Annotated in this window: 23 protein-coding genes; 15 read left to right on the top strand and 8 right to left on the bottom strand. The window is 64.5% G+C overall.

Going from position 1 to position 24,738, the window contains the following annotated elements; genetic code table 11:
- The first annotated feature begins 5 nt into the window (after positions 1-5).
- Entirely contained in the window at positions 6-1,388 is a 1,383-nt protein-coding gene (hflX, locus tag RX330_RS20045) for a GTPase HflX (protein WP_317239522.1), read from the top strand.
- A gap of 120 nt (positions 1,389-1,508) precedes the next feature.
- On the opposite strand, the gene mazG is transcribed toward hflX, so the two are convergent.
- The gene (mazG, locus tag RX330_RS20050; protein ID WP_317239523.1) at positions 1,509-2,363 is read right to left on the bottom strand and encodes a nucleoside triphosphate pyrophosphohydrolase; all 855 of its coding nucleotides are present in this window, start codon (positions 2,361-2,363) and stop codon (positions 1,509-1,511) included.
- A gap of 126 nt (positions 2,364-2,489) precedes the next feature.
- Between mazG and queC the strand changes: the two genes are divergently transcribed.
- Positions 2,490-3,203, top strand: coding sequence for a 7-cyano-7-deazaguanine synthase QueC (queC, locus tag RX330_RS20055; RefSeq protein ID WP_317239524.1), 714 nt, complete (start codon positions 2,490-2,492; stop codon positions 3,201-3,203).
- Between the two features lie 167 nt (positions 3,204-3,370).
- Here the strand turns inward: queC and RX330_RS20060 are convergent, their stop codons facing one another.
- The 3 genes from RX330_RS20060 to nthA are packed head-to-tail and all read right to left on the bottom strand — an operon-like array spanning position 3,371 to position 5,027.
- Entirely contained in the window at positions 3,371-3,748 is a 378-nt protein-coding gene (locus RX330_RS20060) for a nitrile hydratase accessory protein (RefSeq protein ID WP_317239525.1), read from the bottom strand.
- The gene (nthB, locus tag RX330_RS20065; RefSeq protein WP_317239526.1) at positions 3,748-4,407 is read right to left on the bottom strand and encodes a nitrile hydratase subunit beta; all 660 of its coding nucleotides are present in this window, start codon (positions 4,405-4,407) and stop codon (positions 3,748-3,750) included. The genes RX330_RS20060 and nthB overlap by 1 nt, the downstream gene beginning before the upstream one ends.
- The gene (gene nthA / locus RX330_RS20070; RefSeq protein ID WP_212085305.1) at positions 4,404-5,027 is read right to left on the bottom strand and encodes a nitrile hydratase subunit alpha; all 624 of its coding nucleotides are present in this window, start codon (positions 5,025-5,027) and stop codon (positions 4,404-4,406) included. The genes nthB and nthA overlap by 4 nt, the downstream gene beginning before the upstream one ends.
- A 124-nt stretch (positions 5,028-5,151) precedes the next feature.
- Between nthA and RX330_RS20075 the strand changes: the two genes are divergently transcribed.
- From RX330_RS20075 to RX330_RS20085, 3 genes are all read left to right on the top strand, one after another.
- Complete coding sequence (locus RX330_RS20075) at positions 5,152-5,958, top strand: enoyl-CoA hydratase/isomerase family protein (RefSeq protein WP_317239527.1); 807 nt, start codon at positions 5,152-5,154, stop codon at positions 5,956-5,958.
- A 212-nt stretch (positions 5,959-6,170) separates the two neighbouring features.
- Positions 6,171-7,322: a methionine ABC transporter ATP-binding protein gene (locus RX330_RS20080; protein WP_317239528.1), complete on the top strand. Its 1,152-nt coding sequence runs from the start codon at positions 6,171-6,173 to the stop codon at positions 7,320-7,322.
- On the top strand, positions 7,312-7,977 hold the full coding sequence (locus tag RX330_RS20085; RefSeq protein WP_317239529.1) for a methionine ABC transporter permease: 666 nt from the start codon (positions 7,312-7,314) through the stop codon (positions 7,975-7,977). The genes RX330_RS20080 and RX330_RS20085 overlap by 11 nt, the downstream gene beginning before the upstream one ends.
- 6 nt (positions 7,978-7,983) lie before the next feature.
- Here the strand turns inward: RX330_RS20085 and RX330_RS20090 are convergent, their stop codons facing one another.
- A complete protein-coding gene (locus RX330_RS20090; protein ID WP_317239530.1) occupies positions 7,984-8,973 on the bottom strand; it encodes a helix-turn-helix domain-containing protein in 990 nt (329 codons plus the stop codon).
- A gap of 178 nt (positions 8,974-9,151) precedes the next feature.
- Between RX330_RS20090 and RX330_RS20095 the strand changes: the two genes are divergently transcribed.
- The 4 genes from RX330_RS20095 to fsrB all read left to right on the top strand — a co-directional run bounded on the left by RX330_RS20095 (position 9,152) and on the right by fsrB (position 16,208).
- Complete coding sequence (locus tag RX330_RS20095; RefSeq protein WP_317239531.1) at positions 9,152-10,348, top strand: serine hydrolase domain-containing protein; 1,197 nt, start codon at positions 9,152-9,154, stop codon at positions 10,346-10,348.
- A 15-nt stretch (positions 10,349-10,363) separates the two neighbouring features.
- Positions 10,364-12,364: a primary-amine oxidase gene (locus RX330_RS20100; RefSeq protein WP_317239532.1), complete on the top strand. Its 2,001-nt coding sequence runs from the start codon at positions 10,364-10,366 to the stop codon at positions 12,362-12,364.
- A 196-nt stretch (positions 12,365-12,560) separates the two neighbouring features.
- Positions 12,561-14,858: a TonB-dependent siderophore receptor gene (locus RX330_RS20105; protein WP_317239533.1), complete on the top strand. Its 2,298-nt coding sequence runs from the start codon at positions 12,561-12,563 to the stop codon at positions 14,856-14,858.
- A gap of 57 nt (positions 14,859-14,915) precedes the next feature.
- Complete coding sequence (gene fsrB, locus RX330_RS20110; protein WP_317239534.1) at positions 14,916-16,208, top strand: siderophore utilization protein FsrB; 1,293 nt, start codon at positions 14,916-14,918, stop codon at positions 16,206-16,208.
- A gap of 2 nt (positions 16,209-16,210) precedes the next feature.
- On the opposite strand, the gene RX330_RS20115 is transcribed toward fsrB, so the two are convergent.
- The gene (locus RX330_RS20115; RefSeq protein ID WP_317239535.1) at positions 16,211-17,101 is read right to left on the bottom strand and encodes an SMP-30/gluconolactonase/LRE family protein; all 891 of its coding nucleotides are present in this window, start codon (positions 17,099-17,101) and stop codon (positions 16,211-16,213) included.
- 51 nt (positions 17,102-17,152) lie between these two features.
- Entirely contained in the window at positions 17,153-17,812 is a 660-nt protein-coding gene (locus RX330_RS20120; RefSeq protein ID WP_212085326.1) for a GntR family transcriptional regulator, read from the bottom strand.
- A 230-nt stretch (positions 17,813-18,042) separates the two neighbouring features.
- Here RX330_RS20120 and RX330_RS20125 point away from each other — a divergent pair, with 230 nt between their 5' ends.
- The 6 genes from RX330_RS20125 (at position 18,043) to RX330_RS20150 (ending at position 23,273) form a co-directional block, all read left to right on the top strand.
- On the top strand, positions 18,043-19,062 hold the full coding sequence (locus RX330_RS20125) for a TRAP transporter substrate-binding protein (RefSeq protein WP_212085328.1): 1,020 nt from the start codon (positions 18,043-18,045) through the stop codon (positions 19,060-19,062).
- A gap of 75 nt (positions 19,063-19,137) precedes the next feature.
- A complete protein-coding gene (locus tag RX330_RS20130; protein WP_212085331.1) occupies positions 19,138-19,647 on the top strand; it encodes a TRAP transporter small permease in 510 nt (169 codons plus the stop codon).
- 61 nt (positions 19,648-19,708) lie between these two features.
- Positions 19,709-20,989, top strand: a complete 1,281-nt coding sequence (locus RX330_RS20135) for a TRAP transporter large permease (RefSeq protein WP_317239536.1) — start codon at positions 19,709-19,711, stop codon at positions 20,987-20,989.
- Between the two features lie 119 nt (positions 20,990-21,108).
- On the top strand, positions 21,109-21,603 hold the full coding sequence (gene aroQ / locus RX330_RS20140) for a type II 3-dehydroquinate dehydratase (protein WP_317239537.1): 495 nt from the start codon (positions 21,109-21,111) through the stop codon (positions 21,601-21,603).
- A 13-nt stretch (positions 21,604-21,616) separates the two neighbouring features.
- Positions 21,617-22,273 (top strand): hypothetical protein, encoded by a 657-nt coding sequence (locus RX330_RS20145; protein ID WP_317239538.1) that lies wholly within the window; start codon positions 21,617-21,619, stop codon positions 22,271-22,273.
- Positions 22,274-22,457: 184 nt separating this feature from the next.
- Entirely contained in the window at positions 22,458-23,273 is an 816-nt protein-coding gene (locus RX330_RS20150) for a hypothetical protein (RefSeq protein WP_317239539.1), read from the top strand.
- 12 nt (positions 23,274-23,285) lie between these two features.
- On the opposite strand, the gene RX330_RS20155 is transcribed toward RX330_RS20150, so the two are convergent.
- Positions 23,286-24,737: an aldehyde dehydrogenase gene (locus RX330_RS20155; protein ID WP_317239540.1), complete on the bottom strand. Its 1,452-nt coding sequence runs from the start codon at positions 24,735-24,737 to the stop codon at positions 23,286-23,288.
- Position 24,738 lies beyond the last annotated feature (1 nt).

A 24,738-nucleotide genomic window follows, 5' to 3' on the forward strand; every position in this document is an offset into this window, starting at 1 on the left:
TCTGATTGGAACCCCGGAATTTCGACGGGGATGCCGACCGTCCGCGGCCGGCAGGGGCTAAACAGACGGGGCGGGTGCTGGTCATCGGCCCCTATCTGCGGGTGCGCGCGGGAAGCTCCGACGCGCAATCGGAGGGTCATGTTCAGCGTGACGCCGAAGCCCGGCTCGATGAAGCCGCCGGTCTCGCGCGCGCGATCGATCTCGTCATTGCAGATGCCATCATCGCGCCGATCAGCCAGATCCGACCCGCCACCTATATCGGCAAGGGCAAGGTCGAGGAGATTGCCGGGCTGATCAAGAGCCTCGATGTCGAGCTTGTGGTGATGGATTGCGCGCTGGCGCCGATCCAACAGCGCAATCTCGAAAAGGAACTGCACGCCAAGGTGCTCGACCGAACTGGGCTAATCCTGGAGATCTTCGGCCGCCGCGCCAAGACCAGGGAAGGCTCACTCCAGGTCGAGCTGGCGCATCTCAACTACCAGCGCTCGCGCCTCGTGCGCTCATGGACCCATCTGGAGCGCCAGCGCGGCGGCTTCGGATTCATGGGCGGTCCCGGCGAGACCCAGATCGAGGCCGACCGCCGCCTGATCCAGGAGCGCATCTCCAAGCTCGAGAGCGAGCTGAAGAAGGTGCACGCGACGCGCCGGCTGCATCGTGCCGGACGCCAACGCGTGCCGTATCGCGTGGTCGCGCTGGTCGGTTACACCAATGCCGGCAAGTCGACGCTATTCAACCGCCTGACGCGCGCCGACGTGCAGGCCGCGGACATGCTGTTTGCCACGCTCGATCCCACCTTGCGCGCGCTGAGCCTGCCGCATGGCGGCAAGGCGATGCTGTCGGACACGGTCGGTTTCATCTCCAATCTGCCGACGCAACTCGTTGCCGCCTTCCGTGCCACGCTGGAAGAGGTGCTGGAGGCCGACGTCATCCTGCATGTGCGCGACATCTCGCATGAGGATGCCGAGGCGCAGCAGAGCGACGTCGACGCCGTGCTGCGCCAGCTCGGCATCAATCCCGACGATTCGGGCCGCATCATCGAGGTCTGGAACAAGATCGACCGCTACGATGCCGAGCAGCGCGAAGAGCTCTTGAATATCGCGGCGCGCAGGCCTGAGGATCACCCGGCGATGCTGGTCTCGGCCGTGTCGGGTGAGGGCGTCGATGCGCTTCTGGCCGCGATCGAGGAGCGTCTGGCCGCCAAACGTACCACGCTCGATCTCTCCATCGACGCCGCCGACGGTGCCGGCATCAGCTGGCTGCATCGCAATTCCGAGGTGCTCTCGAAAGAGCTGCACGATGGCCGCTTCGACATGACCGTGCGGGTCGACGAGACCAAGCGGGATATCGTGGTGTCGAGGTTCGATGCGGTGCCGCATCTATCCGGGTAACCGGTGTTGTCCAGGCAAACGAGTTGAACGGCGGACGCCCCGACAACGTTGTCGTCCCGGACAAGCATAGCTCCCGACAACGCGGAGCTGTCTAGAGCGCTGATCCGGGACGACAGCGAATTAGCGGCGCGCTTCCTTGTAGGCCTCTGAAGGCGGCTTCGTCTCGCCCTTTGCTTCATTCCACAGCGCATCCATCTCTGCCAGCGAGGCCTGCTCCAGCGTCCGGCCCTGCGCCGCAAGCGCCCGTTCGATATAGGCAAAGCGCCGCTCGAATTTCGCGTTCGTCGCACGCAATGCGGCGTCCGGATCGGCATCGACATGGCGGGCAAGGTTGACGAGCGCGAACATGAGATCGCCGGTCTCTTCCGCCAGTTCCTGCTTGTCGTTGCGGTCGAGCGCGGCCTCGATCTCATCGGCTTCCTCGCGGATCTTTGCCAGCACCGCGCGCGGGTCGTTCCAGTCGAAGCCGACGGTGGAAGCCTTGCGTTGCAGCTCCATGGCACGCGTCAGCGCGGGCTGGCCGGCTTTCACGCCTGACAGCAGCGATTTGTGCGTCGGAGCCTCCTCCGGCGACCGGCGCGCGGCGCGCTCGGCCTTCTCCTCCGCCTTGATGCGGTCCCAGACTTCCTTGACGTGGGAGGAGGCGAGGTTGCCGTCTTTGTCCGCAAAGACATGGGGATGGCGCCGGATCATCTTGCGGGTGATGGCCTCGACGACATCTCCGAACGCGAAGGCATTCTGCTCCGAGGCCATCTGGGCGTGGAACACGACTTGCAGCAGCAGGTCGCCAAGTTCCTCGCGGAGATCATCGAGATCACCGCGATCGATCGCATCGACGACCTCATATGCCTCCTCGATCGTATAGGGCGCGATCGTCGCGAAATTCTGCTCGAGGTCCCAGGGGCAGCCGGTCACCGGCGTGCGCAGTGCCGCCATGATCTCGATCAGGCGGGAAATGTCGCGGGAAGGGGTCATTGCGGGGCGCTCTCCTGGGTCCCAGCCTTATGCCAAAAGCGGGCCGCCGTTCCCAGCGGGGGCGGGCGGAACGGGCCGATTTCCACCGATTGGCTGATACGTTCCGCGGTGCTAAAGCGCGGGGCCATGAGTGACGCATTTTCATCACAAACCGCGCTAGTCCTGTTCTCCGGCGGCCAGGATTCCACCACATGCCTCGCCTGGGCGCTCAGCCGCTTCGCGCGCGTGGAGACACTGGGCTTCGACTACGGCCAGCGCCACGCCATCGAGCTCGATTGCCGCGGCCGCCTGTTCGCCGGCGTCAAGGCGCTACGCGCGGACTGGGCCGCAAAGCTCGGCGAGAGCCACACGCTGTCGATCCCGACGCTGGCGGCGGTGTCCGAGACCGCGCTGACGCGCGACGTCGCGATCGCAATGGGCGCCGACGGGCTGCCCAACACCTTCGTGCCCGGCCGCAACCTGATGTTCCTGACCTTTGCGGCGGCGCTGGCCTACCGGCGCGGCATCACCCACATCGTCGGCGGCATGTGCGAGACCGACTATTCCGGCTATCCCGATTGCCGCGACGAGACCATCCGCGCCATGCAGGCCGCGCTCTCGCTCGGCATGGCCCGGACGTTCGAGCTGCACACGCCGCTGATGTGGATCGACAAAGCCGCGACGTGGCAGCTCGCGCAGGATCTCGGCGGCGAGGGGCTGGTCGATCTCATCCGCGAACACTCCCACACCTGCTACCTCGGGATGCGCGGCGCGCAGCATGATTGGGGCTATGGCTGCGGAGAATGCCCGGCATGCGACCTTCGGGCGAAGGGGTGGCGGGAGTTCGTGGCGGCGAAGTAGGTTCGCCGCGTTACGCGCTCGTACCCCGGACGCAGCGCAGCGCTCCTTCAGCGGTGCGCTGCAGAGCCGGGGCCCATGCCGCATTGGGGTTCGTTGCCTCTGGATCCCGGCTCTGCGCCGCAACGCTTGCGCGTTGCAGCTTGTCCGGGACACAAGAGTGGCGCGACCTACCGAAAATCCTCGGCCTTCAGCTCGATCGGCTTGCCATGCGGCGTGCGATCGGCCGCGTGGTCCCAGGCGGCCTGGTAGCGTTGCAGCGTGTCCAATGACGCAACGCCCTTGCGCGCAACCAGGCTTTCCAGCGTGGCGAGCCAGTGCAGGTAGTAGGTCTCGCCGGTGTCGGGATCGCCGGCCGCCTGTGCGCGCTTGATCTCGTCTGCAAGGCTAGCTGCCCATTCGGGCCAGGTGAACACGCCGCGCTCGTGCAGCGTCAACGCCATCGCGAAGGCATGCGCCTCCCAGGGCGCGCGGAATACCGGACCGTCGTCGTCGCGCGGAATGCTCGGGATCGCCGCTGTCGCGGCGGCTGCAAGCGCACCGCACATCACGCCAGATCCAGATAGGGCTCGAAGGCGTCGATCGAGACCTTCAGCTTGGGATCGCCATCCTCGCCCCAGAGATCGCGGCCCTCGAACACGACGGTGTAGAGCCACTGCGGATGTTCGCCGAGCTCCATCGCCGCCGTATCAGGAAACACGTGGCAGCCATGGTTGAGCTCGACGACCCCGACATGACCGCGCACATAGCGCGGCAGCCGGGTGTGCGTGGCCGGGTGTATGTTCTTGGCACGCACGCGGTCGCCAATGTTAAATTTGGCGGGAGCCGGGGCAGGGCGGCCGAACTTGCCGCGCACCATGATGCGCTCGACCTGGCCGAGATCGAACTTTCCATGCTTGAGCGCCTTCCCCGGTTGCATCGCATGGCCGGCGGCGACTTCCTCTCGCGTGAGATAGCCCTTCTCGATCAGCATTTCCTCGAGGCCGAGGAACCATTTCTTGTAATAGGAGCTCGACAGATACACATGCGGCGGCAGGGTCTCGCGATAGAAGCGAGACGTGTCGATGTTGAAGGCTCCGGCAGCGCCCATCGCGCGCACCATCGCCAGCACGCGCGATTCCCATTCTTCGTGAAACATCGGCTCGTTCGGCTCGGGCTCGACCTTGCCGAACCCGTCCATGCCGCCCATGTCGTGCACGCCGTTCACGAGGGCGCTCCCGGTGTCCTGGGAAAGCCGGTGCCGATCATGGAGTCGCGGGTCACGAGCTCGGCGAGCTGCTCCTCGCTCCAGCCTTCCGTGCCTGCGGGGCGCATCGGCAGCACCAGGAAGCGCGTTTCGGCGGTCGAATCCCACACCCGGATTTCGATGTCCTTCGGCAAGGTGACGTCGAAATCGGCGAGGACGCCGCGCGGGTCCTTCACGGCCCGCGAGCGATAGGGCGCGGCCTTGTACCAGACCGGCGGAAGACCGAGCATCTCCCAGGGGTAACAGGAGCACAGCGTGCACACGACCATGTTGTGGCGCTCAGGCGTGTTCTCGACCACGACGAGATGGTCGCCCACGCGGCTGACATGGCCGAGCGTGCCGACCGCCTTGGAGCCATCCTCCAGCAGCGCCTTTTTGAAGGCCGGATCGGTCCAGGCCTTGGCGACGACGCGCGCTCCATTGTGGGGGCCGATCTTGGTCTCATAGGCCTGGATGATGGCGTCGAGCGCGGCGGGCTCGACATAGCCTTTTTCAGTCAGGATCGTCTCGAGCGCGCGCACGCGCAGCTCAGTCTCCGACAGTTCGGAATGGTCGTGATCGTGATGATGATCGTGGCTCATGAGGCGAAGAATAAAGGCAATGAGGCCCGCCTGTCGAGTACGCGCTGCGGCGCAACCGGGTCCCATATTCGTGAGGCCGGATGTGGGCTAGCATTGCCGCAAGAGACAGATTGGGGAGACGTCAGTGACGGACTACGTGAAGATCGAAAAGGGCCGCGGCCCCGAGGGACGGATCGCGGTGGTGCGTTTCGACCGCGGCGACGGCATCAATGCGCTATCCCCCGAGGCGCTGCGCCAGCTCACTGCGGCGGCGCGTAGCTTCGAGGATGATGCTGCGACCTCCGTCGTGGTACTGACAGGCAGCGCGAGCGCATTCAGCGCCGGATTCGACCTGAAGGATGCCGAGGGACGTGCGCGCAAGGACATGAATCTCGGCACGCTGCGGCGGCACCTCAAGCTCGGCCCCCGTCTAACCCGGGCCTGGCAGGAGATGGAGCAGATCACGATTGCCGCGATCGAGGGCTTTTGCATCGGCGGTGGCGTGGCGCTGGCCGTCGCGCTCGACTTCCGTGTCATGGGCAGCGATGCCCATCTGCGTGTGCCGGAGATCGGGCTCGGCATGAACATGAGCTGGCAGAGTATCCCGCGCATGCTGCACCTGATCGGACCCGCCCGCACCAAGCAGGCGGTCATTCTGGCCGATCAGCGCATCACTGCGGAGGAAGCCTATGAATGGGGTCTGGTCGAGCACGTCGTCGATCCCGGCCATGCGTTCGATGCCGCCATGGATCTCGCCCGGAAGGTCGCCGTACAGCCGCCGCTCTCGGTGGCGATGACGAAACTCACCGTCAACCGTCTCGCGCACGCGCTGGACGATCTCGCCAGCCACATGGACGTGGACCAGTTCGCGCTCGCAGGCTTCAGCGAGGATCACAAGGAGGGCGTCGAGGCGTTCCTGGGCCGGCGCAAGCCGCACTTTAAGGGGCGGTAGTCTGCGGCGGCAGATGGATTTTCTTCGCCAAGGGACGATTGGGAAAACTTCGCCCAACCTCCGGCAAAATTCTGACATTGCAAGAATGACCTGAACGGGCGATGGTGCGTGCTGCGGTGCAGCGCGCTTCCGAGCCCTCATCGCGGTTCCAACCCCGTCGCATGATGCGACCAGGCTTCCCGCGCACTGGGCGGGCAAGCGAACCATTGTGCATGAAGGCCGCCTCCATGAATGCCCACCAATCGCTCGCGATCGGACAGCCGATCGAGAAGTTCGATGCGATTTCACTTGCCGCAGCCGGACCGGATGTGATGGTCCGTTTCGCGGGGATATCGAAGACCTATCCGGCTTACCGCGGCAAGCCCGGTGTCAACGCACTGCAAGGAATCGATTTCGCAATACCGCGCGGCTCGATCACCGGGGTGATCGGTCGCTCCGGCGCCGGCAAGTCGAGCCTGGTTCGGCTGATCAACGGGTTGGAGAAGCCGACCACCGGCCGCGTCATCGTCGATGGCCGCGATATTTCGGCGCTCGCCGGCCGCGAGCTGCGGCTGGCGCAGCGCTCGATCGGCATGATCTTCCAGCATTTCAACCTGCTGTCCTCGCGCACGGCAGCCGATAACATCGCGCTGCCGCTCGAGATTGCCGGCTGGGCCAAGGCTGAAATCAAGACCCGGGTCTCCGAGCTGCTCGCGCTGGTCGGCATTGCCGACAAGCACGACCGCTATCCGTCCGAACTCTCCGGCGGCCAGAAGCAGCGCGTGGGGATCGCCCGCGCGCTGGCGACGCGGCCGAGCGTGCTGCTGTCGGACGAGGCGACCTCCGCGCTCGATCCGCAGACCACGCGCGCGATCCTCGATCTGCTGGCGAGCATCAACCGCGAGCTCGGCGTGACCATCGTGCTGATCACCCACGAGATGTCGGTGGTGCGGCAGCTTGCCAATGAAGTCGTGGTGCTCGATGCCGGCCATGTGGTCGAAAGCGGCGATGTCGCCGACATCTTCACACAGCCCACGCATCCCATCACGCAATCCTTCCTGGCCGAGGTCATCGGCGATAGCTTGCCGGTCTCGCTGGCGAGCCGGATCGTGGCGGAGCCGCCGGCCGGCGGGCAAGCCGTGATCCGCCTTCAGGTGCGCGGGGCAGGGGCCGGCGACACCCTGGTGGCGCGGCTCGCCCGCGAGCTCGGCCTGGACGTGTCGCTGCTGTCGGCCCGCATCGACGAGATCGGCGGCCAGCATGTGGGCTCGCTCGTTCTCGGCATTCCCCTGGGTATTTCCGGCGGCGAAGACGCGGTGACGCGGACGCTGGCCTTTCTGGCTCAACATCAATTCCCGGCGGAGCGTCTCGGCTATGTCGCCTGAACTCATCAACCTGATCATCCGGGCGACTTTCGAAAGCCTCTACATGGTCGGCATCGCGGCGCTGCTCGGCACCGCCTTCGGCCTGCCGCTCGGCGTCTTCCTGGCAACCAGCCGGAAAGGCGAGCTGTTCGCGGCCCCCTTCATCAATCGCGCGCTCGGCATCGTCGTCAATGCGACGCGGTCCACGCCGTTCATCATCCTGGTCGTCGCCATCATCCCGTTCACGCGCCTCATTGCCGGCACCTCGATCGGATCGAGTGCGGCGATCGTGCCGTTGACGATTGCGTCGGCACCGTTCATCGCGCGTCTGGTCGAAGCCGCCATCCGCGAGGTCGATGGCGGCCTGATCGAGACCGCGTCCTCGTTCGGCGCCTCGCCGCTCCAGATCGTGTTCAAGGTGCTGATCCCCGAGGCGCTGCCGGGCCTGTTACTGGCGCTGACGCTCGCAGTGGTCAGTCTGCTCGGCTACTCCGCGATGGTCGGCGCCGTCGGCGGCGGGGGCCTCGGCGATCTCGGCATCCGCTACGGCTATCAGCGCTTCATGCCGGAGATGATGCTGGCCGTCGTCGTCGTGCTGATTGCGCTGGTGCAGCTCGTCCAGAGCGCCGGCGACTATCTGGCGCGCCGCGTCAACCGCCGACTGCGGCATCACTGAGCCGGATCACGCCGCACGCCTCGCCCGCCGCAGCGTCTCCGAGGGCAGCTCGGAGAAGTGGCGCTTATAGTCGAGCGAGAACTGGCTGAAGTGCCAGAAGCCGTGCTGCACGGCGATGTCGTAGATGGATGTCCCGGCGCCGCCGGCGCGCTTCAGGGCGCGCCGGACCCGGTTTAGCCGCATCGCGCGCCAATAGTGCATCGGACTCGTGCCCAAGACCTCCTGGAAGCAATAGCCGAGCTTGCGCGGGCTGGCGCCGACCGCCGAGCAGACCTCCAACAACGACAGCGAGCGATCGCCGCTGCCGTGCATCAGGTCGCGGGCGCGATCGACGGTGCGCCTGCGCGCCACGGCACTGCGGCCGGGATCGCTCGGCCGTGCCGTCGGCAGCATGTCCATGATCTCGACGAGAAGGGCATCCTCCAGTGCCTGCCGTGCCGCCGCATCGTCAAACTGCCCCGGTGCGGTCGTGATGGTCTCGTGAATTGTGGTGAGATGCGCGCGCAGCCGTGCGACCGGCGCCTCCGCCATCTCGATCACCTGCAACCGATGCCAGGCGCGGCGCGGCAGCGCGATGTCAAGGGTGGCGGCCAGTTGCTCGATCAGCGCCGCACTGGCGACGACGCCGCGCAGCTCGAAGGCCTTCGGCGTGCACATGTCGACCTCGGCATCGATGCAGGCAATCACCTGCGCGCCCGTGGCATTCGCTCCGTTGCAATTGACCTCGCCGTCGCCGTGCCAAGGCAGGCCAATGCCAAAGCTGCCGGCACCCAATTGGCCGTATTGGCGGACCTGCTGGCTGGTGATCTCGCGAAACACCTCGAGCCGGGGCAGGGAGAGCTGGGTGAAGCTGCCCTTGAACGCGCCGGCGCTGATCTGGTCGTAGCTCAGGCGCCAGCGGCCGAGCGCGGCGCAGTGCTCGTCAACGTCCGTGCTGCTGGCCTGGAACAGGCTGGCAGCCGAGTCCTGGATCGGAGGGGTTGCGCTTAAGACCATGACAGCACGTTGCAATTTGCCCGGCGAGATCTAGCGAGGCCTGCCAAGACTGGCATGGTCGTCGCCCGTGTCCAGCAAAATATTGCCGGATCTCGATAACTCCCGGTGGCGCCCGGGTGCAGTCTTGCTCGCTCACCGTTGCGGCATCGCCGCTGGTGGCGCTTCGCGGAGGATCAAGATGCGGCCGACCGAAATCATGCGTGGCAGCCCACCGGCGTCCGAGGCCCTGGTGACCCGCGCCAACTGGCGCAGCTATCCCGCGATCCGCTGGGGCTTCACACACACCCGCGAAGTGCTGCCAACTGCCGAGGTTCGACGGTCGGCCCACCCCAGCGCCATCACCAGCGCGCCGCGTGAGCTGGCAAAGCTCGGCTTCACGGCGCCCGACGGTACGCCCACCACAATCGAGGCTACCTTGCGCGAAACCTTCGCAGACACGTTGCTCGTGATGCACCGGGGCACGCTGATCCACGAATGGTATGACGACGGCATGAGTGCCGCCACGCCCCATCTGATCTGCTCCATCAGCAAGGCGATCGCCGGCACCCTGGGCGGCGTGCTGGCGGCACGTCGACTGGTCGATCCCGAGGCAAGCGTGGTGCGCTACGTGCCTGAGCTCGAGACCTCGGTCTACGGCGGCTGCACCGTCCGCAATCTCCTCGACATGGCCGTCGCCATCAAGTTCGAGGAGGATTACGAGGATCCCGCAGGCGATGTCGCGCGCTATCGCTTTTCCTCGGGATGGGACGTGCCGCCGCCAGGCATCGAGGCCGGTCACCAGCGCGCTTATCTCACCACGCTGCGCGGGACAGGGAAACCGCATGGCAAAGTGTTTCACTACGTCTCGCCCAACACCGAAGTGCTCGGCTGGGTCTATGAGCGCGCCTGCGGCATGCCATACCAACATATTCTGTCCGAACATCTCTGGCGGCCGATGGGCGCAGAGGAAGACGGCTCCCTGACACTCGACAGCCACGGCATGGGCCGCGTTGCCGGCGGCCTCTCCGTCACCGCGCGCGATCTGATCCGCTTCGGCGAGATGATCCGTTGCCGTGGCGTGGTCCAGGGACGGCAGGTGGTGCCCGGCTGGTGGATCGACGACATCCGTGAAAACGGCGATCCCAAGGCTTGGGCCGACGGCGACCTCGCCGAATTCTTCCCGGGCGCCCGCTACCGCAGCAAATGGTTCACGATCGATCCGTCGCGCAACGCGCTCACGGCGATCGGCATCCATGGTCAGCTCCTCTATGTCGACCTCGACTCGGACACCGTCATCGTCAAGCTCGCGACGCAGCCGAAGGCGATGGACGTACCGATCGACCTGCGCTGGTTCGCCGCCTTCCGCACCATCACCGCGCATCTCGCGCCGCGCTGACATCCGGACTCCATCATGCTCGAAACCGTCGCATCCAACTCGTCCGCGCAAGCTGCCGCACCGCATCCGCTTGACCCGTTGACCGCCGCAGAGATCACGACCGCCTGCACGATGGTGCGCGCCGCTGTGGCTTCACCCGAGAACTGCCGCTTCCCGACGGTGCGGCTGGAGGAGCCTACCAAGCAGGAGCTGGCCGCGGGCGGAGCAGGGCTTCCGCGCCGGGCCTTCGTGCTGACTCTGGATGTCGTCACCGGAGAAGCGATCGAGCACATCGTCGATCTCGGCCGCGGCGAGATCGTCGATCGCAAGCTCGTCCCCAACCGCGAGGCGCCCTATGGGCAGCCGCCGGTGATGCTGGAAGAGTTCTTCAAATGCGAGGCCGTGGTGAAGGCCGATCCCGGCTGGCGCGCGGCGATGCAGCGGCGCGGGCTCAGCGACAAGGACATCGAGCTGGTTCAGGTCGACCCGTTCTCCTCGGGCTTCTTCGACAATGAGTTCGAGCGCGGCGCGCGCATCGTGCGCGCCGTCAGCTATTTCCGCGAGCATCTCCAGGACAACGGCTACGCCCATCCGATCGAGGGCGTTGTCGCGGTTGTCGATCTGATCGGCGGCAAGGTCATCGACCTCACGGATGAGGATCCGATCGTGCCGATCCCGCGCAAGAAGCGAAATTACGGGGCGCATGAGGTCACTGACCCGCGCACCGACATCAAGCCGCTGCACATCGAGCAGCCCGAGGGCGCGAGCTTTCGCATCGATGGCTGGAAGGTCGATTGGCAGAAGTGGAGTTTTCGCGTCGGCTTCACGCCTCGCGAGGGCCTCGTGCTGCATCAACTCGCCTACCAGGACGGCGCACGCAAGCGCGCGCTGATTTATCGCGCCAGCGTCACCGAAATGGTGGTGCCTTACGCCGACCCGACCGCCAATCATTTCTGGAAGTCGGCGTTCGATGCCGGTGAATACGGCCTCGGCATGCTCGCCAACGCGCTCGAACTCGGCTGCGACTGCCTCGGCAACATCCACTATTTCGATGTGCCGGCCGCCGACAGCAGGGGCGAACCCTTCGTCATGCGGAACGCCGTCTGCATGCATGAAGAGGACTACGGAATTGCCTGGAAGCACTATGAATTCCGCAACGGCCTGTTCGAGGTTCGCCGATCCCGGCGGCTCGTGATCTCGTTTTTCGCGACCGTCGGCAATTACGATTACGGCTTCTACTGGTATCTCTACCAGGATGGCACGATCCAGCTGGAGACCAAGCTCACCGGCATCATTCAGACTACCGCCGTGCGGTCGGGCGAGACGTACAAATGGGGCGGCATGGTCGACGACAATCTGGGCGGACCGACGCATCAGCACTTCTTCAACGCTCGCCTGCACATGGACCTCGACGGCGGCGGCAATACCGTCACTGAGCACGACTTCGTGCCAAGGCCCTGGGGTAACGACAATCCGCACGGCAACGTGTTCGACACCACCACGCGCGTGCTGTCGCGCGAGCGCGATGCAGCGGCGATCGCCAACGGCGAGACCGGCCGGTTCTGGAAGATCAGCAATCCCAACGAGACCAATTCGGTCGGCAATGCTCCCGCCTACAAGCTCGTAGTCAATCCGAGCCCGCTGATGCTGGCGCAAGAGGGCAGCACCGTGCGCAGCCGCGGCGGCTTTGCCACCAAGCACGTCTGGGTGACCGCGTTCGATCCGGGCGAAAAATACGCCAGCGGCAACTATCCCAACGTCCATGCGGGCGGCGACGGCCTGCCGCGCTATGCCGCGCAGAATCGAAACATCGAGAATGCCGACATCGTGGTGTGGCACTCGTTCGGTCATACCCACGTCTGCAAGCCCGAGGACTTTCCGATCATGCCGGTCGAGTATGCCGGCTTCATGCTGAAGCCAACCGGCTTCTTTGCGGCCAATGCGGCCGGCGATATTCCGCCGGACCGCAACAGCCGCAGCGTGCTGGCGGGCGAAAAGAGCGCCGCGGCAACCTGTTGTCACGCGGACCGCGGGTAACGTCCAACGGTTGTGCCGTTAACTTCAGCCGCAACGCTGATACGGCGTCGAGGCACGAGCGCATTCGTCGCACGCGCTGCGCACATGTCTGGAGGGATTCTAAGCCTGTTCCTATCGCGCTCCCAAACCGTCTGAGTTAGGGCGAGGCATCAAAACGATACCGGCAAAGCCGGCAGTGCGTGGGGCCTCGAAAGACGTGACCGACTTCCAACTTTCTTCGCGTGGAGAAACGCGTCGCCGACAGATTCAGATATTCTTCCTCGGGGCGGTCAGCGCATTCCCTTTCGTCATTCCCTTCGCTTCCGCGGAGGCCCAGACGCAGATTCCCGCTGTCACCGTCGATGCGCCGGCTGACCGCGTCCGCCCTGCGTCGATCGCTCCGACGCGACGGGCGGCAACGCGGACCTCGCGAGCCAATCGCCGCTCTGCCGCGCAGCAGGCCGCGCCGACCCAGTCGGCCGCATCGAACGTCGGTGCGGGCGATCGCGCCAATGGTCCGGTACGCGGATTCGTCGCCACAAGGAGCGGCACCGCCACCAAGACGGATACTCCGCTGATCGAGACCCCGCAGTCGGTGTCCGTCGTCACCACCGATCAGGTCAGAAACCAGGGCGCAGTCTCGATCGGCGAGGCACTGCGCTACACCGCCGGCGTCAGCGGCGACGTCAATGGCGGTTCGGACACCCGATTCGGCGCGCTCCAGATCCGCGGCTTCGACACCACCATGTCGGGCCTCTATGTCGACGGCCTGCGGATTCCCTCCAGCAACTACGTGCACTTCAACGGCCTCGATCCCTACGGCGCCGAGCGCATCGAGGTCCTCAAGGGACCGTCCTCGGCGATGTATGGCGGCAGCGGCACCGGCGGCATCCTCAACTACGTGACCAAGCTGCCGACCGCGCAGCAGTTCGGCGAAGTCTCGATCTCCGGCGGCAGCTTCAACCGCTATCAGGGCCAGTTCGACATGGGCGGTGCCGCCAACAAGGAAGGCACCGTGCTGTGGCGCCTGACCGGCGTCGTCCGCGACGGTGAAACCCAGGTCGACTTCACCAAGGACAACCGCGTTTTCATCGCGCCCGCCGTCACCTTCAAGCCGAACGAGGACACCACCATCACGATCCTGGCCAACTACCAGCGGGATCGGGCAGGGTGGGGCCTGCAGTTCCTGCCGGCATCGGGCACGGTGTGGCCGAACAACGGCCGCACCATCCCGGTCTCGTTCTTCGCAGGCGTGCCGGGCTTCAACGCGTTCAACACCGAGATCGCGACCGCGGGCTACCAGCTCTCGCACAATTTCACCGACAACATCACGTTCCGGCAGAACCTGCGCTACGCCTATCAGCACAACGAAGAGAAGGTGTTTTACGGCGCCGGCTACACCGACGAGCCCGCGGGGCAGCTCGCACGGTTCGGCAGTTATAGCAACTCCTATATCAACTCCTTCGCGGTGGACAACCAGCTGCAAGGCAAGTTCGTCACCGGCATCTTCAGCCATACCACGCTGGTTGGCGTCGACTACCGCAACACGCAATTCCGCGACACCGCCTTTGGCGTCACCACCTCGGCACCCGAGATCAACGTGTTCAATCCGGTCTACAGCTACGACTGGACCATTGGCGGGATGAGCGATAACACCGGCGTCAAGCAGTCGCAGGTCGGCCTCTATGCGCAGGATCAAATCAAGCTCGGCCGGCTGTCGTTCCAGCTCGGCGGCCGCCAGGACTTCGTGACGACGCAGCTCGACAGCGATCTGCCCGCCGCGAGTACGTCAGTATCGAAGGACGCGTCGGCCTTCACCGGTCGCGCAGCCGTGATGTACAATTTCGACAACGGCATAGCGCCGTATTTTAGCTACTCGGAATCGTTCCTGCCGGTGCTCGCAAGGGGACTGGGCGGCCAGATGCTCAATCCCGAGACCGGCGTCCAGTACGAGGTCGGTGTCAAGTACCAGCCGATCGGCTGGAATGCGCTGTTCACGTTCGCCGCCTTCGACCTGACGCGCGACAACGTCGTGACCTATGCGCCGCCGAGCTATCTCGCCGAGCAGACCGGTCAGGTGAAGTCGCGCGGCCTCGAGCTCGAGGGCACCATGTCGCTCGCCGACGGCTGGAATCTGCGCGCGGCTTATGCCTATGTCGATGCCGTGGTCACGCAGGATCCGGTCAATGTCGGCAAGGCGCCGGTCACCGTGCCGCTCAACCGTGCTTCACTGTGGAACGATTACACGCTTCAGACCGGGCCGCTCGCCGGCCTCCAGTTCGGCGGCGGCATCCGCTATGTCGGCGCGACCTGGGGTGACGATGCCAACACGTTCAAGGTGGGATCCGCGACCGTGCTGGACGCGCTGCTCGCCTACACCCGTGACAATTGGCGCCTGTCTTTGAACGTGACCAACCTTGCCGATACACGCTATGTCGCTGCGTGTTACAGCCTGTCCGGGTGCTTCTACGCGGAGGGGCGCAAGGCGATCGGCAAGCTGAGCTACCGCTGGTGAATGGAACTGGGGTTCGGCGCTGGGGAGCCGGACCTGACGGAATGAGAGTGGAAGACGATGAGAGCGATATTCGGCAAGCTGCATCGCTGGGCGGGACTGCTCACGGCAGGCTTCCTGTTCTTCTCCGGCATCACCGGCGCGATCATCTCCTGGGATCACGAGATCGACGACGTCCTGAACAGCCATCTGTTCGACGTCACCAGCAAGGGCCCGGCGATTCCGTCGATCGAGCTCGCCAAGATGATCGAGCAGCGCGATCCCCGTGCCCGCGTGGTCTACCTCTTCATGACGCCGGAGGAGGGCCACTCGCTGTGGTTCTTCGTCATGCCGCGGATCGATCCGGCTACCGGCAAGCGCTATGCGCTCGACTACAATCAGATCTTTCTCGATCCCAATACCGGCGTGGAGCTGGGCCGGCGCTATTGGGGCGCCGTGTGGCCTGTCACAAGAGAGAACCTCGTCTCGTTCCTCTACAAGCTGCACTACACGATGCACATCCCGGAGTTCTGGGGCAGCGACCGCTGGGGCATGCGCGTGCTCGGCATCATCGCCATCATCTGGACCATCGATTGCTTCGTCGGCTTCTATCTGACGCTGCCCTCGCGCCGGCGCACCAAGGCGGCGCGGGCACCTGCCGTCACGCGCCAGCTCGAGCGCGGCTTCTGGGCGCGATGGGCGCCGGCCTGGACCATCAAGACCTCGGGCAGCGCCTACCGGATCAATTTCGACATCCACCGCGCGTTCAGCCTGTGGACCTGGAGCCTGCTGTTCGTGATCGCCTTCACCGCGTTCTCGCTGAATCTCTATTTCGAGGTGTTCTCGCCGCTGATGAAGATGGTGTCGAATTACACGCCGACGCCCTATGAGCAGCGGCCCTACCGCGATCTCGACGACCCCATCGAACCCAAGATGACCTTCGCCGAAATCGCTGCCCGCGCGGCCGCCGATGGCAAAGCACGTGGCTGGACCATCCCGGTCGGCGCAATCAGCTACGGACCCGCCCATGGCGTCTATGCCGCCGCCTTCTTCCACCCCGGCGACGATCACGGCGCCGGCGGCGTCGGCCCGGCGCAGCTCTATTACGACAGCGAGGATGGCAGCCCCATCGGCGAACGGCTGCCCTGGGTCGGCACCGCCGCCGACATCTTCGTGCAAGCGCAGTTTCCGCTGCACTCGGGACGCATCGTCGGCCTGTTCGGGCGCATCCTGATCTCGATCATGGGGCTCGTGGTGGCCGCACTCTCGGTCACGGGTGTCGTCATCTGGTGGCGCAAGCGACGCGCCCGGGTCCGCGTTCGCGAGACCGCGACAATGCGCTTGAGTGAGCGGCAACTGACGCCGGCGGAGTAGGGCTAGACCAAACGATGTTCCGGCAGGCCCTGCGCGACGCCGTGAATGGCAAGAACATGACCGGCCTGCGGCTCGATGCTCAACTGGCGCGGATCCAGGAACTTTCTCGCCGTCGTGACGTACAGCGTTTCTAGATCGCGCCCTCCGAAGCACAGGCAGGTCGGATTGGTCACAGGCATCGGGATAATGGTATCGATCTGCCCGTCCGGCCGGTACCGCACGACCCGGCCGCCCGAGAAGAACGCCGTCCATAGCCCGCCGGCAGCATCGACGCATGCACCGTCAGGTCTTTCCTGAGAAGCGCTATAGTCTGCGAACAAGCGCCTGTTTCGGATCACGCCGTCATCGACGTCAAAGTCGAACATCCAGGTGCGGTATCGCCGCGTGTCCGTGAAATAGAACGTTCGATTGTCGGGCGAGAACGCAATTCCGTTTGTGACGATGACGTCCTCGAAGATGCGCGCCACCTCACCGTCCCCGGTCACGCGATACAGCGCGCCGTTCGGACGATGCAGCTGGTTGTCCATGGTGCCGATCCACAGGCGGCCGCGGGCGTCCACGCGGCCGTCATTGAAGCGGTTGTCCAGGCCGCACTCGACCTCGCAGAAGTCGGCGGGAGGAGCTTCGTCGGAAACGCGACGACAGAGGCGCAGATCCCTCGCAAGGAGATGCGGGCCGTCGGTCGTCAGGGCCTGGCTGCCCAGGAATTGGCAATCGCAGGAGGAAACGTGATGGGCGCCCGTCGCCGGATCGAAGGATTGATGACGCCTGCCGTCGATGTCGATCCACCACAGCTTGCGGGACCGGTCGCACCACAATGGCGTTTCGCCGAGAATATCCGCGCTGGCGACCGCGGTCTCAACCCGATGCGCGGGGATCGTAGCCGTGGTCATCCAGGATTCCCGCTCCAGCCGTCGATAACTTGATTTCCAGGGGAGAGGCGGTCAGCCGCTCTTCCAGGAGGACAGCGCGTGCGCGACGCAGCCATTGATGTGGTCGGTGAGGACGGCCTTGGCCGTCTTGATGTCCCGCTTCAGGGCGCAGTCCAACAGGGCCTTGTGCTGGTTGATCGTCTCGGTGCCGCGATAGCGCAGCGCATAGCGGAAGTATTTGTCGAACACGACCGAATGGGTGTGCATCAACTCGCGAGAGCCGCAAGCAGAGATCAGCGCCTGGTGAAATTCGCCGTCGTAGCGCTTGCGGAGCTCGGGATCGTCGCCCTCGGTGCGGACGGTGCGCTCGGTGGCGGCCAGCTTGTGGTGCGCTGAAACTACACGGCCCTCCCACTCGACGTCGCCGGCGCGGAACGACTCGGCCATCGCATGATGCTCCAGCAGGATGCGCAGATCGGCGAGCTCCCGCAGATTCTGGATCGAGACAGGCGCCACCTCGAATCCACGTTGACCTTCGGCAACCACAAAACCTTCGGAGGTCAGACGATTGAGGATCTCACGCAGCGTACTGATGCTGACGCCGTAATCTTCCTTCATGGCATCGAGCCTGAGACGCCCGGATGGCGTAAGCACGCCGAAAATGATGTCGGACCGAATGCGCTGATAGCCGCTGTCGCCTGCGGATAGGGGCCGCTCATCAACTGCCGTCATGCTTTCCCGATCCCGCTTGTCCCGATTGCCGCCCCTCCGGGAGGAGGCCGAACATCAATGTTGACAACAATATAGCAGATCGACGATCCATGACGTATAGCAAAATATCATAGGAAACCGCGATCATCATTTGACATGAAAATTCATGTATGATCTCTAAATAGACGGAGGGCACGAAAGATAATGGCTTAAGCCGCGGTTCGTGCTCGCTTGCAATAGGGGAGGAAGCGATGAGCTTGTTGGTACGGGCGCTGTCTGCGACGGCGATCTGCGTGGCGCTGACGGTCGGCGCATCTGCTGCCGACGATATTCAGGAGCGCACGATCAGGTGGGGCCACCTGAACAATACCGATCACCCCGTCAGCCAGGGCGTGCAGAAATTTGCCGAGATCCTGCTCGCCAAGAGCGGAGGCAAGATGAAGGTCCGAGAGTTCGCGGCCTCGCAGCTCGGCAATGAGCTTCAGCAGCAATCCGCGCTGCGTGGCGGCACTCAGGAGATGTTGTCGGCCTCGACGACGTCGCTCGCGACCGTCATTCCCGAGTTCGGCCTCATAGATTTCCCGTTCCTGTTCAACTCGACCGAGCAGGCCGATGCGCTCGGCACTGGCAAGTTCGGCAAGGCGATGCTCGACACGCTGCCGGCGAAGGGGCTGACCGGGCTGGGTTATTGGGGCCTGGGCTTCCGCAATGTCACCAACAGCACCCGCCCGATCACCAAGCTCGAGGATTTCGCCGGGCTCAAGCTTCGCGTCATTCCGAATCCGGTTTACCTCGAAAGCTTCAGCGCCTTTAAGGCCAACCCGGTCCCGATGGCCTTCGGTGAGCTGTATTCGGCCCTGGAGACGCGCACCGTCGACGGCCAGGAGAATCCCTATACAGTCATTCTCTCGAACAAATTCTACGAAGTGCAGAAATACGTCTCCGCCACAAATCACACCTTCACCCTGAACATCATCCTGGTGAGTAAGGCATTCTGGGACAAGCTCTCGCCGACCGAACAGCGCCTGATGCGCGAGGCCTATGACGAAAGCCGCGGTTACCAGAAGGAGCAGACGCGCCTTCAGACCGAGAAGGCGTTGGCGGAGCTGCAGGCCAAGGGCATGCAGTACAATGCGATCGCACCCGAAGAGAGCGACCGCATGCGCAAGGCGGTTCACCCCGTCGTCGAAAAGATCTCGGCCAACCTTCGTACCGAGACGGTGAAGCTCTTCAACGAAGAGGTCGAGCGCATCCGCAAGGACGTGAAGTAGCGGCCTTCTTCGTCACGCAGGCACTGGAGCCGGCGATTGGCCGGCTCCAGCCCTTGATTTGCCCGGACGTTACGCATGGCGCGAGCTCTCGACCTCTATTGCACGTTCCTGAAGGCCGTCATCGCCGCCTGTCTTGCGGTCATGGTGGTGCTGGTGTTCGGCAACGTCGTGCTGCGCTACGGCTTCAACTCCGGCATTGCTATTTCCGAGGAACTGTCGCGGTGGCTGCTGGTCTGGTTGACCTTCCTCGGCGCCATCGTTGCGCTGCGTGAACACGCCCATCTCGGCGTCGATAGTCTGGTCCGGATGCTGCCGGCTTACGCCAAGCGCATCTGCTTCGTCATCAATTATTGCCTGATGCTGTTTGCGGACTGGCTTCTGCTCTCGGGCAGCTGGCGCCAGACCATCATCAACATCGACGATCGGGCGCCGGCGACCGGCCTGTCGCTCGGGATCTTCTACGCCGTTGGCGTCGTCTTCGGCGTGTCCGCCGGCGTGATCCTTCTCTACGACCTCTTCCGCGTGCTCAGCGGGCAGGCCAGTGAAGCCGACATGGTGGCCGTCAAGGAATCGGAAGAGCGCTGATGTTGTCGAACGGAGCTTTGCCGGCCAGCGCTCGCATCCTGCAAACCGGCGGGACCACGCCATGACGATCGCCGTCTTCGCCCTTTCGCTGCTCGGCGCCATGGCGCTCGGCATGCCAATCGCCTTCGCGTTGATCGTCTGCGGTGTAGCCTTGATGAGCACGATCGACATGTTCGACGCCCAGATCGTGGCGCAGAACATCATCAACGGCGCGGACAGCTTTCCACTGATGGCGATTCCGTTCTTCATGCTCGCGGGCGAGATCATGAACAAGGGCGGTCTGGCCAAGCGCATCGTCAATGTCGCGCTGGTCGCCGTCGGGCATTTCCGCGGCGGCCTCGGCTATGTCACCATCCTCGCGTCGTGCATGCTTGCCTCGGTGTCGGGCTCGGCCGTGGCCGATGCCGCCGCGCTGGCGGCGCTGCTGGTGCCGATGATGGTGGCGGCGGGGCACAACAAATCCTATGCAGCGGGTCTGGTGGCGGCCGGCGGCATCATCGCCCCCGTGATCCCGCCCAGCATCGGCTTCGTTATCTTCGGCGTCACCGCCGGCGTGTCGATTTCCAAGCTGTTTCTGGCCGGGATCGTGCCCGGCCTGCTGCTCGGAGCGGGACTTTGCCTCGCTTGGGCGTGGGTGGTGCGGCAGGAGAACCTGACGCCGCCGCCCCGGGCCTCGTTGTCCGAAATCGTGAAGGCCGTCGTCGATGGCTTCTGGGCGCTGATGCTGCCCGTCATCATCATCGCCGGCCTGCGTTTCGGGATCTTCACGCCTACGGAAGCTGCGGTGGTGGTCGCCGTCTATTCGCTCTTCGTGGCAACCTGCATCTATCGCGAGCTGAAGCTGTCCCAGCTCTACCAGGTGTTCGTCTCCTCCGCGGTGACGACGAGCATCGTGATGTTTCTGATCGCAGCGGCGCTCGTGTCGTCCTGGCTCATCACGGTATCGGAGATCTCGACACAGATCGTTCATCTCCTGAAGCCATTCATGGGCAACACCACGCTTCTGATGCTGGCGATCATGGTCGTGGTGGTGATCGTGGGAACGGCCCTCGACATGACGCCAACGATCCTCATCCTCACGCCAATCTTGATGCCTATCATCAAGGCGGCCGGCATCGACCCCGTCTATTTTGGCGTCCTCTTCATCATCAACAACGCCATTGGCCTCATCACCCCGCCGGTCGGCGTCGTGCTGAATGTCGTCTGTGGTGTCTCCAGGATCAGCATGGAGGAGATCGTCAGGGGCGTATGGCCCTTCATGATCGCGCAGCTGGTCGTGCTGTTCGCGATGGTGCTATTCCCTGGACTGGTGACGATCCCGGCCAAGTGGTTTGGAGGCTAGGGCATGATCCGGAAAGCGTGCAGCGGCTTTCCGCAAAGATCATGCGCAAACAATGACTTGAAGAGCGATGATCTCATCGCGCTTCAGGCGCGTGGCGTTGGCAAGGAGAAACGGGAAAAATGACTGCACGGATCATGATCCTCAATGGACCCAATCTCAACTACCTCGGCATCCGGGAGCCTCACATCTACGGCTCGACGACGCTGAAGGAGATCGAAGCCAGCTGTCAGGCCTTGGCCGATCAGCTTGGGGTCTCGATCTCGTTCCACCAGTCCAACATGGAAGGCGAGCTCGTCAACCTCATCCAGTCCGCCCATGGCGAGGCGGATGCGATCATCATGAACCCCGCGGCCTATTCCTTCACGTCGATCGCGCTGATCGATGCGCTGAAGATCTTCGAAGGGCCGAAGATCGAGGTGCACATCTCGAACATCCATGCACGCGACGAGCTTCACCGCCACTCGATCACCTCGAGTGCCTGCACGGCGGTCATTTGCGGGCTGGGCCCATCCGGCTATCTCGCCGCACTGCTCGCGGCTGTCCAGCGGATCGGACAATTGCCCGAGACGATCCCGGCTGCTCTTCACGGGCTCGCGGCGGCCGGCAAGGCCTAGGCAGGAGGGCGGAATGCGCGGAGCAGGGTTTCTCGCCATCTGGAGCGACATCGAGGCGCACGATCTGACTGATTACCGGCACTGGCTGACGCGCGAGCACACCACCGAGCGCGTGACGACCAGGGGCTTCCTGGCCGCGCGCGTCTTTCGCGCTGTAAGGGCCGACATCAACCGCTTCTTCATCCTGTACGAGCTGGACGCGCCCGAGGTTCTCGACGGCGAGGCCTATCTGGCGCGCCTGAACGCGCCGACGCCGTGGTCGCAGCGCATCATGCCAAAGCTCGGCAACTTCATGAGGGGCGGGGGCGTGATGGTCACCCGTGCGGGGAGGGGCGAGGGGGCAACGATCATGGCCTTGCGGATCGAAAAGCTGCCTGGAGATCCGCAAGCATTGGCCAGGGCGATCGTTGCTTGCGACGGGGTCGCCGCTGTGCAGATCGGCGCGACCGACCAGGCGCGGACCTCAGTGCCAACGGCGGAGAAGGGCATGCGGAAGAACGAAGGTTTCTTCGCAGGGCTCTTGCTGATCGAAGCGCTGGACGTGACGTCTTTGCAGGACGCTCTTCACAAGGCGAGTGAGATTGCGCCTGACGTCATGAACCACGCCAGTGAGCCGGAGATTTATCAGACCATGTTCGCGCTCGACGCCCGCATCGCCGACTTCAGCTGATAGCAAACTGTTGCGCCGACGTGCTCGAGCCTGCGCTGGCGACAAGGTCGGTTTGGGGCGGCGCTGCGGGGAGGATAAGCGCGCTCAGGACGAGCGGCGGGGGAGTGCGTGCGTATGCCAGATGAACCTTCGCCGCCGGCACCGGCACAAAGACTGAGATCGCTCCCAGTCTTCCGGACGTTGAATGAAACTCCTTGCCTTGATCTGCCTGCTCGCCTCCGTACCGTCCGCATCTGCGGCCACGCCCGAGCAGGGCTATCTCGACCTGCGGGATCGCTACATCGCAAAGTTCTCCAAGGCCAAGGAGAGCGAGGCGATCTACAAGCAGCACGAGGCCGCGCTGAAGGAGCTCGCAGGTGTGCTGCGGGGCCTGCTGGGTCCGGTCACGGTCAAAGGATTGCCAACAAGCGGCAAGTCGAACGCCGACACGCTGTTCAAGGGTGACATCGGATTTGGTCACCTCGACGGGCTCAGTTTCGTTTCGGAAGACCACAAGACGCAAGCCGTGGTGACCACGACGACGCTGCTCAAGCACTGGCTGCGCGAGCATCGCGAGGACCGCATGCCGCAGGACATCGGCGCTGCCCTCGAGTCGGACCGCTTCTACTACTATGCGATCCAGGACGCGGCCTTTGCCATCTATGCGAAGCTGCCGATCACCAAGCCCGCGGGGGCAAGCGCCGCGATCGCCGTGCTTGGCGTGCGCGGCAATGGCGGCCTGAAGGGGCTGCCGGATGAAATCGGCGTGGTCGCGATCCAGGGCGACAAGGTTTACTTCGTCGCCACTTCAGACGCAGTGAAAACGGCAGAGATCCCGGCGTGCGAAAAGGTCTGGAAGCAAATGATGGCCAGGAAGGTTCCCCGGGACGACATGGCCCGCGAAGACCAGGCCATGGACGCCTATACCAAATGCTTCGCAAAGGAGGCGCCGAGCCAGAGCTGGTTCGGCGCGGCGGTGAAGAAGGCGCAGGGCCAGCTCGAGTTACTGCCGCTGCGCTAGGCAGCTTGCGGCTCAGAACGGATAGTGCCGCGGTCCGGTCTGCACGGTGATCCAGCGCAGCTCGGTGAACTCGTCGATGGCCGCCTTGCCGCCGAAGCGCCCATAGCCTGACGCCTTGGTGCCGCCAAACGGCATCTGGGGCTCGTCGTGCACGGTCGGCGCGTTGACGTGGCAGATGCCTGCCTCGATCCGCTTGGCGACGCCGAGGGCACGCGCGATGTCGCGGCCGAACACGGCGGAGGAGAGGCCGTATTCCGTGTCGTTGGCGACGCGTACCGCCTCGTCCACGCCGCTGACCCTCACAACGGTCACGACCGGACCGAAGCTTTCCTCGCCATAGATGCGCATCGCCGGCGTGACATGATCGACGATGGTGGCAGGCATGATCGTGCCGCTGCCGTGTCCACCTGCCATAACCACCGCGCCCTTGGCGACGGCGTCGTCGATCAGACCCCTGACCCGATCGCAAGCCGCGTTGCCGATGAGCGAGCCGAGCACGACATTGCCCTTGCGGGGATCGCCGTGGGGCAGGCTGCTCGCCTTGGCGGAAAACTTGGCGATGAAGGCATCCGCCACCTTGTCGTCGACGACGATCCGTTCCGTCGACATGCAGATCTGCCCCTGATTCATGAAGGCGCCGAACGCCGCGGCGTTCACGGCGGCATCGAGGTCGGCATCGTCGAGGATGACGAGCGGGGCCTTGCCGCCGAGCTCCAGCAGTGCTCGCTTGAGATGCTTGGCGCAAGCGAGTGCGATCAGACGACCGACGCGGGTCGAGCCGGTGAAATTGACGCGGCGGATCGCGGGATGGGCGATCAGCGCCTCGACGACCGCCTGCGCATCCTCCGGCGCATTGGTCACGACGTTGACGACGCCGTCACCGAGCCCGGCCTCGGCGAGGCAGCTTCCGATCAAGCGGTGGACGCCGGGGCTCATCTCGGAGGCCTTCAGCACCACCGTGTTGCCGCAGGCAAGCGGCATCGCGACGGAGCGCACGCCGAGGATCACCGGCGCGTTCCACGGTGCAATGCCAAGCACGACGCCGACCGGCTGGCGGAAGGCCATGGCAAGATTGTCGGGCTTGTCCGTCGGAATGACCTCGCCAGATATCTGCGTCGTCATGGCCGCAGCTTCGCGCAGCATGCCTTCGGCGAGATGCACGTTGAAGCCGGCCCAGCCCGGGGTTGCGCCGGTCTCGGCCACCATCAGCGCGGTGAATTCCGGTGCCCGGCGCGCCAGGATGTCGGCGGCCGCGCTCAGCCGTTTGCGGCGCTCGGTGGGTCCAAGCTGCGACCAGGCCGGAAAGGCGGCGGCCGCCGCATCGGCGGCGCGCATCGCATCCTCGATCGAAGCCGCCGCCACAATGGTCGCGACCTCGCCGGAAATCGGGTTATGGCGCTGGAAGGTGCGCTGGTGGCTGGCCGACTGGTCCTTTCCGCCGATGAGAAGGTCGATTGCGTTCATG

The sequence above is a fragment of the Bradyrhizobium sp. NDS-1 genome, assembly GCF_032918005.1.
Lineage (GTDB): Bacteria > Pseudomonadota > Alphaproteobacteria > Rhizobiales > Xanthobacteraceae > Bradyrhizobium > Bradyrhizobium tunisiense.